Origin of the sequence: Oceanobacillus salinisoli (assembly GCF_009733865.1) — a bacterium.
Classification (GTDB): Bacteria; Bacillota; Bacilli; order Bacillales; family Amphibacillaceae; genus Oceanobacillus; species Oceanobacillus salinisoli.
Window position 1 is genome coordinate 103,224 of record NZ_WOFB01000022.1, and the last position, 9,120, is coordinate 112,343.

Annotated in this window: 10 protein-coding genes; 1 reads left to right on the plus strand and 9 read right to left on the minus strand. The window is 37.3% G+C overall.

Going from position 1 to position 9,120, the window contains the following annotated elements; all coding sequences use genetic code 11:
- Positions 1 to 328 precede the first annotated feature (328 nt).
- From GMJ66_RS15945 to GMJ66_RS15980, 8 genes are all read right to left on the minus strand, one after another.
- Entirely contained in the window at positions 329 to 1,489 is a 1,161-nt protein-coding gene (locus tag GMJ66_RS15945) for a mannitol-1-phosphate 5-dehydrogenase (RefSeq protein ID WP_156291309.1), read from the minus strand.
- Positions 1,490 to 1,927, minus strand: a complete 438-nt coding sequence (locus GMJ66_RS15950) for a PTS sugar transporter subunit IIA (protein ID WP_156291310.1) — start codon at positions 1,925 to 1,927, stop codon at positions 1,490 to 1,492. It lies immediately after the preceding gene.
- A gap of 19 nt (positions 1,928 to 1,946) precedes the next feature.
- Complete coding sequence (locus tag GMJ66_RS15955) at positions 1,947 to 4,025, minus strand: BglG family transcription antiterminator (protein WP_156291311.1); 2,079 nt, start codon at positions 4,023 to 4,025, stop codon at positions 1,947 to 1,949.
- Between the two features lie 27 nt (positions 4,026 to 4,052).
- Positions 4,053 to 5,513, minus strand: a complete 1,461-nt coding sequence (locus GMJ66_RS15960) for a PTS mannitol transporter subunit IICB (RefSeq protein WP_156291312.1) — start codon at positions 5,511 to 5,513, stop codon at positions 4,053 to 4,055.
- A 507-nt stretch (positions 5,514 to 6,020) separates the two neighbouring features.
- Entirely contained in the window at positions 6,021 to 6,932 is a 912-nt protein-coding gene (locus GMJ66_RS15965; RefSeq protein ID WP_156291313.1) for an AEC family transporter, read from the minus strand.
- 306 nt (positions 6,933 to 7,238) lie between these two features.
- On the minus strand, positions 7,239 to 7,802 hold the full coding sequence (locus tag GMJ66_RS15970) for a pirin family protein (protein ID WP_156291314.1): 564 nt from the start codon (positions 7,800 to 7,802) through the stop codon (positions 7,239 to 7,241).
- A gap of 1 nt (position 7,803) precedes the next feature.
- A complete protein-coding gene (locus GMJ66_RS15975; protein WP_156291315.1) occupies positions 7,804 to 7,971 on the minus strand; it encodes a hypothetical protein in 168 nt (55 codons plus the stop codon).
- Between the two features lie 164 nt (positions 7,972 to 8,135).
- The gene (locus GMJ66_RS15980; RefSeq protein ID WP_156291316.1) at positions 8,136 to 8,288 is read right to left on the minus strand and encodes a hypothetical protein; all 153 of its coding nucleotides are present in this window, start codon (positions 8,286 to 8,288) and stop codon (positions 8,136 to 8,138) included.
- Between the two features lie 67 nt (positions 8,289 to 8,355).
- Here GMJ66_RS15980 and GMJ66_RS21245 point away from each other — a divergent pair, with 67 nt between their 5' ends.
- Positions 8,356 to 8,478 carry a PD-(D/E)XK nuclease family transposase gene (locus GMJ66_RS21245; protein ID WP_197046736.1) on the plus strand — a complete coding sequence of 41 codons (123 nt, stop codon included), beginning with the start codon at positions 8,356 to 8,358 and terminating at the stop codon, positions 8,476 to 8,478.
- Positions 8,479 to 8,529: 51 nt separating this feature from the next.
- On the opposite strand, the gene GMJ66_RS15990 is transcribed toward GMJ66_RS21245, so the two are convergent.
- Positions 8,530 to 8,778: a PD-(D/E)XK nuclease family transposase gene (locus GMJ66_RS15990; RefSeq protein WP_156291317.1), complete on the minus strand. Its 249-nt coding sequence runs from the start codon at positions 8,776 to 8,778 to the stop codon at positions 8,530 to 8,532.
- Positions 8,779 to 9,120 lie beyond the last annotated feature (342 nt).

A 9,120-nucleotide genomic window follows, 5' to 3' on the forward strand; every position in this document is an offset into this window, starting at 1 on the left:
AGTGCCGCCTCGTTTTGAAATACTTGTCGCGCGATTAATATTAGGGCCCGAGCGATTTGGATTACGGCTCGGATTGTTTTGAAGTACTTGTTGCGCGATCTGTATTGGAGCCCACTCGTTTTAGAGTACTTCTCGCGCGATTGAGATTGGGGTTCGATTGGTTTCGTGTAATTCCCACTCATTTGAATAACATCGCACGTTTTAACCTTGTGGACGCTTTATTTGTAAAACAGAAACGGTTCTTTTACTTCATTGAAGCAAAAGAACCGTTTCTTTGTTTTTCTTAAATGGGGGGCTTCATCCTGTTAACCCCGGTTAAAACTATCCACTAACCTCTTAATGATTTTAACGCTTCTAATTCATTAACTACTGTTTGAATCAATGGATGATTCGAATTCAGTTCAGCTACCGTTTGAATTGCCTTTTCATATCCATTTTCAGATACCAGTTGCTGCAGTTTTACTGCCTCTTCGTCCTGTTCATATTTATATTCCAATGCTGCTGCGATAACTTTTGCTAAATATTTTGGTTCTTTTCCAGTTACATCCATATACATGGTTGCAGGACGGATTAGGCGATCACGTGGTCCTAACTTACGGATTGGACCTCTAGCGACGCGGGTAACCTCATCCGAAATATACGGATTTTTAAAACGTTCAATGATTTTATGGATATATTCCTCGTGTTGATCACGATCAAATTGATACGTTTGGATGAGAGCTTCCCCAGACTCTGTTAATGCTCCCTCAATAATTTCCTGAATATGTGTATCCTTCGTTGCTTCATTGATGGTTGCGTATCCCATGTAATGTCCAAGATAAGCTGGAACAGCATGACCTGTATTGACAGTAAATAGCTTGCGTTCGATGTATGGTGCAAGTTCGCTAACATAGGTAATACCGTCAATCTCTGGTTTTTCCCCTTTAATCGCTGGTTCTTCAACAACCCACTCATAATAAGGTTCAACAGATACTTCAAGCAGATCCTCATTTTTTTGGTTTGGTACAATACGGTCTACTGCCGCATTCGGAAAACCATATAATTCATTAAATGTTATTTGCTCTTCTTGAGATAGATGACTGTAAATTTTTTCTTTTAATAATTCGCTTCCGCCCACCATATTTTCACATGCAATCAGATTTAACTTCTGATGCGTTGTCTTTGCTCTTTTCCTCAATCCTTTGGCAATCAATTCGGAGATAATTGCCAAAACATTTGGCCCAACAGCTGTAGTAACAATATCAGCTTTTGTAATAGCTTCCATCACTTTGTCAGGATCTGTTATGCTATTAATTCCAGAAACATTTTTTACGGTGAAGGTTTCACTGTTTTCTGCTGCTAAAACAACAGGATATTCTTGCCTATGATTGATTTCATTGATGATTTGTTCGTTTACATCAACAAATGTAGTGTGATAATTTGCTTGGTATAAAAGGGCGCCGATAAAGCCGCGGCCAATATTACCGGCACCGAAGTGTACTGCTAACATTTAGTTCACCTCATCTAAAAGCGAAATAATTTCTTCCTTCGTTTGTGCATTTACGATTTTTTCAATATTCGCTTCTTCGGAACATATAATCGCAATTTTAGATAAAATTTCTAAATGTTCATCTCCTTTTCCAGCAATACCTATTAGAACTTTAACGATATTTCCACCACCGAAATCAACGCCTTCTGGAACGGTAACAACAGCGATTCCTGTTTCTAATACATTTTTCTTCGCTTCTTCCGTACCATGAGGAATGGCCAGGTTATTTCCCATATAAGTAGAAGTTACTTCTTCTCTTTCCAGCATTTTTTCAACATAGGATTCTTCCACATACCCACCATCAACAAGAATCTTTCCTGTATAACGAATTGCATCCTCTTTTGAATCCAGTTTTACATGCAGGTGAATGTTATCATTACTTAAGATATCTTTTGCCATTTTTGAAACACTCCTTAATTTAGATTTTTTCTTTGATAAATACATTAAATTTCTCAGAAAGAAATTGTTTCATGTTCTTCTCATTTTCTGTTTCGAATAATGTAATCGTTTCTTGTCCTTGTATAATTAAAGTACTTAAGTAACTAAAAACTTCCAGTACTTCGGAATAGGTTTCTTCTGGAGCAAGCATGAGTAATAATCGGCTCACGTTTGTATCTTCTCCATCCATTCCTCGTATCGCAATGGGATGGGATAATGATAGAATCATAAAACATGGAGTTTGAATATATGTGGATCGTGTATGGTAAAGGGCAAGAAATGTATTCGGTATACCCAATCCCCCTGCCTTTTCCCGATTGATCAGTTTGGTTACTACCTCATCCTTGTTCGTTATTATCCTACTAGCTTCCAATTCGATACAGACAGATTCAAGTATTTCATGAAGGGAGTGGATACCGTTAACTTCCTTCACTTGGAAGTTTTTTAGCAAATCCACCATTGCTTTTGAGTAATTTTGAATGGATTCTAACCGTACAATCATATCCCTATCTTCTTCTGCTTTCATTTCCTCTTGCTGTTTCGGGACAAGTGCTTTTCTTCTGATTTCCTTTTGTATCCGTCTCGTTTCCGTATTAGTTAGCATTGGTGATGCTAAGATATAATTTCCATCAAATTGGTCTAAAGGGATGGTGGATACGATAAGATCGTAATCCTTAATGGTTTCTTTTTGTAAATCAAATACGGATTTATTTTCTACCCGCTTAATTTCCGGGATTTTTTGTATGAGTTTGGATGCGAGCATTTTGGAAGTACCAATCCCACTAGAACAAATAACCAACGCTTTTAAATTAGATTTTCTTTCATCTTGTAGCATGCTTGCTGCAAAATGAAGAACAAGATAACCAATCTCATCATCAGGGAACTCAATCTCCGGAAAGACCTCTTTTGTACCTTGGCGAACTATATCAAAAAATTCCTGATAATCTTGTCTTATTTCTTTAATCATCGGGTTTGTAATATTCATACGTTGTTTTAAGCGAAAAATTGCTGGCTTTAAATGGGCCACCAAATCATGTAACAACTTATTATTATTGGTAAAATCTTCATTCATCTGCTTGCTTACGTATTTAATCAATTGCTTTGCTTTATAAGCGATATCCAAACTAGTATCCTCTAAGAGATGATGATGCACCCGAACCTTTGCACCTAGTAAATGCATCGTAATATACCCGATTTCATCATCCGGTATTTCCATGGATAGGAGTTTTTCCAAATTATGAATGATACGCTTCGCAATATCATATTCCTTCATGCCTTCCAGCTTCTTTAAATACGCACGGTCAAATTGAATTCGTTCCCCTTTTCGCAATCGTTCCAGTGCCAGGGCAAGGTGTACGACCAGACCGATATAAGCACTGTCAGCCAGTTCATAGGGCAACTCATTTCTAGCTCGTTCCACTTCCTTTTCAATAACCGAAACGTTCTCTGGATTAACTAACCCCAATAACCGTTCGGAAATGGTCTTCGCCTGTTGCCTATTTTTATGTTCTATGTTCTCTTTTACTTGACCAATAAATGAAAATGGGTCAATAAACTTTGCTATTAATTTACTGAGTGCTGCTCGCTTTTGCTCTTCTTTTCCTTCAATTAAAATACCTAGTCCTTTTTTTCGAACTATCGAAAGGTCAAAGAAGGATAATTCTTCTTCCAATTGGTCCAAATCACTCGAAATGGTAGCATTGGTTACCTGCAATTCATGAGCAAAGGTAAATAGCTTGACAGGTTCTTTCATTTCCAGGAGTGTATACAAAAGAACGGCTTTTCGCTCTTCGGGTGTATAATCTGTAACAGCTTCATTGGTAATCACCAATTGAAGTTGCTGCTTGTCCTCCAGTTTTCCTTGAATCGCTACCCCTAGTCCGGACTGTTTAGACAATTTCAAGTTATTCTCTTGGAGGAAGTCTTCCAGTTTACTTAAATCCCGATGAACGGTTCTCTCGCTCACTTCCAGCAATGAAGCTAATTCTTTTACGGTGACATATTCTTGAGCATTTAGCAATTGCTCAACGATTTTTCGTTCCCGTCCAGTAATATACATGCCATTTACCCCTTGCAATGAATATCTTTATTTTGTAAGACGTTCCACTAGTTCATCATATTTCGGGCTGTTAAGGAAATTATCAACAGAAATATGCTCTGCTTGTGGAATTTTTGTCTTCGCACGTTCTGTTAATTCTTTCTGTGTAATAACGATATCTACATCATCTGGTAAATCATTAATCGCTTTATTCGTTACATCAATGTCAATATTATTTTTCTTAAATTTGTTCTTTAACAAGGATGCCCCCATCGCACTGGAGCCCATACCGGCATCACATGCAAAGATAATTTTATCTACATCTTCTGCTTTCTTTTCTTGTTGCTCTTGTTGATCCTGTTTTTCTATTTCAGCTTCTGGACGGTTAGCTTCTACTGGATCTTGGTTTAACACTCCAGTAACCGTACTCTTCTTGCCTTTCATTTCTTCCATTTTTCCAGCAGCTTTCGTAATGTCTACATCATCTGCTTTTCCTGTTTTCAAAATAATTGCTGCAACTAAGAAAGATACAACCGTTGCGACAAGAAAACCTAAGATAACGCCAAGATGACTTCCTTGTGCTGCCATTGCTAATACAGCAAAGATACTACCAGGTGATGCTGGTGCAACGAGACCTGCACCAAATAGTTGGAATGTGAACACACCACTTACCCCACCAGCAATTACAGCAAGAATTAATGCTGGTTTCATTAGTACATATGGGAAGTAAATTTCATGAATACCACCTAAAGACTGGATAATTGCCGCACCTGGTGCAGATGCTTTGGAGGCACCTTTTCCAAATACTGCAAAAGCTAGTAAAATACCAAGACCAGGTCCCGGGTTTGCTTCCAGTAAGAACAGAATGGACCTTCCCATTTCTGCAGCTTGTTCAACCCCAATAGGACTTAAAATTCCATGATTAATTGCATTGTTTAAGAATAATATTTTCGCTGGTTCTATAATAACGTTTGCTAGTGGTAATAAACCTGCAGCAATAATCATTTCAACCCCTGCAGCTAATCCTCGGTTTAATGCTTCTACAAGTGGACCAATTCCCAGCACCGCTGCAATCGCAAGCAATGCGCCTAAAATACCAGATGAGAAGTTATTGTAAAGCATCTCAAAACCTTGTCTAATCTTTCCTTGAAATACTTCGTCAACCTTCTTCAGCAAGTAACCTGCTAGAGGACCCATGATCATGGCTCCTAAGAACATCGGAATATCCGCTCCGACAATCACACCCATGGTTGCAGTAGCACCAATTACCCCACCACGCAAGTCATAAATAATTCTTCCACCAGTAAAACCAATTAATAGTGGTAATAGATAAGTAATCATCGGATCAACTAATGTTGCTAACGTTTCATTTGGTAACCATCCATCCGGAATAAATAATGCAGTAATAATACCCCATGCTATAAATGCACCTATATTTGGCATAATCATGCCACTTAAATAACTACCAAAGCGTTGTACCTTGGCACGTATTCCTTTATTTTCAGCCATTATAGTTCTCCTTCCATATAGTAAAATATTATCAGTTCGCCTTACTTAGTTTACATCGCAATCGTAGCTGTATACAATGAAATCAAAATATATATTTGGCAATACAACCTGTTGACATTATTTTACTTGTGTTTGTTTTTGAGAGAATAATAGTAAGTAGGGAATGTTAGTGGAGTGTTAATCTGGGGTTAAGAAACTAGCCCATTCGCTCGTCCTTTAGTGAATGGGCTAGTTTTTCCAATACTTAGGGCATTAAACTTTTAGCTACGTCGAATGCCCTTCATTGCTGGAAATCTTATACCTTTCTAAGGTAAAAACAAAGAGACGGTTCTTTCTGCTTCAAGTGAAGCTGAAGAACCGTCTTTCCTCTTAAACTATATTAGTAAGTCTTCAATTAGTGGGGGGCTTTCATTCCTACTTTTGTTTGCCACGCGGTTTTGGGTTCGTGTCTCGCTCGGTTTTTCTTGTATCGATAATGATTCAATAGAACCTCCATTTATTTCATGCCTATATGATAAAATTCGCAAACAAATAAAGAATAATGATACCAATAAGAATCGATATATTAGAAATCGTCGCTATTAAGCGGATTGCAGTACTGCTATATTTAAATTCTACAGCAAAAGCTACAACGGCTGTGGCTGCTGGAAGTAAAAAGCCGATAACAATCGTATAGCGAAACATCTCGTCATATGGGAGAAGGAAGAATAAAGCTAATCCCAAGAGTAAGCCAAAGCCATATCGATACGTTAAAAACTTCACAACCGGTTTCAGTAATTTCCTATCAAATTTAAAATTCATATACAGTCCCAATAACAATAAAGATAACGGAATATTAGCCTGTGATATTGTGTCCGCAACACTAATCACTCCATCAGGCAAGCTAATTTGAGCGAAATTTAAAGTGGTAGCGAATAAATAAGTCATTAATGGAACAGATTTCCCCAGCTTTTTTAAAATCTCAATAGGCTTGAGGATCAATCCTTCTTTTGAAAAATAACTTCCCAAAATATAGGCGATCCCAAACGTTGTAAAGGATGCTCCGACATCGTACATACTAAAATACGTTAATCCAGTCATTCCCCAGATGACATAAACGAGTGGGAAGGCAAATAAACCAACATTGAATCCGGAAGCAAGCATTAAGAAGGAACCTTTGAGCTCTCTTTCTTCATCTTTAAATAGAATTAGTCCAATTACTGATATAACAATTCCATAAATGATGACTAGAATTGGTATCATGATTAATGATGTTTCAATTTTCACCGAATCGAACGTTACAAGAACCAATGCAGGAAGAGTAAGTTTAAAGATAAGCGTCGCGATAACTTCCCCATCTTTTTCCTGTAATACATGAATTCGTTTTAAAAAATATCCGAGGGCTATAATTGCAATAATATATAAAAATTCCTGATTCATTATAAAATTCCTTTCTTATGTCTGTCTTCTATGATGAATAGGGCATGAAAATGATTCTATTCGTTTATTTCATGCCACAAATCTGGTCACCTCCGTAATGAGAATATAGATTGGCGCGAGAAACATTTCTTTGGCATAGATTGACCTTTAGTTGTCTAGCAATATGCTTTTTCGATTTTACTAGAATAAGATGAATAAGAGAAAAGGCTGATTTTCCATGCGTGAAGGTTACATTCCCCCGAGTTTTTGATCTTTATAATATTCAACCAGAATAATATGTATCCAAAAGAATGGAACCCCTCTGATTTACCTTCCACTGATTGTTCCTGCAAGGGTCACCTTTGCATTCATGTCCACGAAGAATAAGATAATCGTTGTATCTGTTTTAGCAGTAGCAGGCGGAATTGGGTTTTCTAAGTCTGTGAGTGCTTCCTGCTTTGTAATCATTATGTCGTCAATTTGAATCTCTCCATTAAGTACATATAGGAAAGGTTTATAGCCATCATAGACAGGGATTTCGAACCGTTCCCCTTTTCTGGGATGTGCATCCAGTATAAAGACATTTTGCCTAATACGGAGTGGTGTATCACTGCCAACCGGGCCCGCCAAGAGATACCAGTCTTTATTACGTTTTGGCTTATCATGGAATTGAATAATCGGCTCCAGCTCTTTTTTGTAAGGTCGAATGAAAATTTGTAACATCTCCACAGAATCTTCTTTTACCTTTTCTTCATGCCAGAAGCTGGAACCGGCGTTCATCATCATTAAATTCCCAGCTGATATCGGTTTTTCAAATCCAGCTAAATCCTTATGATACATCTTCCCCTGCCATACATAGCTAAGAATTTCATCATTTACATGTTCATGCATTTTAATCGTTAAGCCTTTTTTCAATACAGCATGGTCTATATAACTTAACGGCCCAAATAGCAGAGTCAGCGATTTCTTCCCTGTAAATATCACTAGGTCGGACACGAGTAATGGAGATTGGTCCTCGAAACGGTTGTGCGTGATTACCTGAAGTAAGTTTTTGAAGCATGTTTCCCATCTCCTTTAATTACGTCTACTATTTAAATCATAAAGAAATGGAGTGGTTTTCTCAAGCAAATGGATTAGAGAATAAAGCAAAAAAAACGCCCAGGGTAAAGGCGCCTGTCCCCCACTGCTTTAACACCGTACAGTAGCGGGAGACTGGCGCCTTTTCTAGTTTTTCAACTCATCCTTTAACCTTTTTACCTCTTCTTTTGAAAGCTCTGTTATTTCTATAATTAACTCGATATCCATACCCCTTTTAAGCATCTTTTTGGCAATTTCTTGCTTACCTTCTCTTACTCCATCACCATGTATAGAAACCATATCTTTTAATGCTTTCTCTCTAGCTTCATTATGTAAATGTTGAAATGCAATTAACCAATCAGAAAACTTGGATAAAAGATTCTTATACTATAGTGCGAAGTTGTATGAAGAGCAACTAGGTAAAGGAGAGGATTATCGGAAATTATCGCGGGTTATAGCCGTACGCCTCATGCGTATAATCTTCCATTAACCGATAACAACTAAGATAAGAATGCGAAGCAAAAATGTAAAGTCAATTAAATTAATAACCATACCCGAAAACTCTCGCCTTTATATCCAAAATTGCATATTTATCAGTAACGTTCTGTTGAATAAAAAAGGGGTTCAATATTTCTACAGATTCAAAGCTTGGCCCTTCTGGTACATTTAAAGCATCATTCAGAAAAGCTAACAATAATTCCCTGGACCGCTTATTATCACTACCAAAGATTAATTTAAAGACAAAATCATTTTTTGGTTTCAGCCAACTTATTGGGGTATATTCTGGCATTATTTATATTCCCTTCATCCATCTAGTTCTTTACTCAAGTATATCATAGATGACACTATATTCAGAATAATGTTTTAAAAAATATAACAATGTGCCTTTCACATTAACGCTGTTCAGTAGTGGGGGGACTGACAGCTTTTCTAAGGTTAAACTGCATAACGGAATGTACTAACTTCTTTGTTTTAAGAATTGTTAAATTGGAATTTACTGAAATAGATAGTATGGGAACTTGTTTTTTAAAAGGAGGAATCGTAAAAAAGACACAATATATGAATGAAATCATATGTTGTGTCTTTTTAATTAGCCTGGCGGCGTCCTACTCTCGCAGGGGGAACCCCCAAC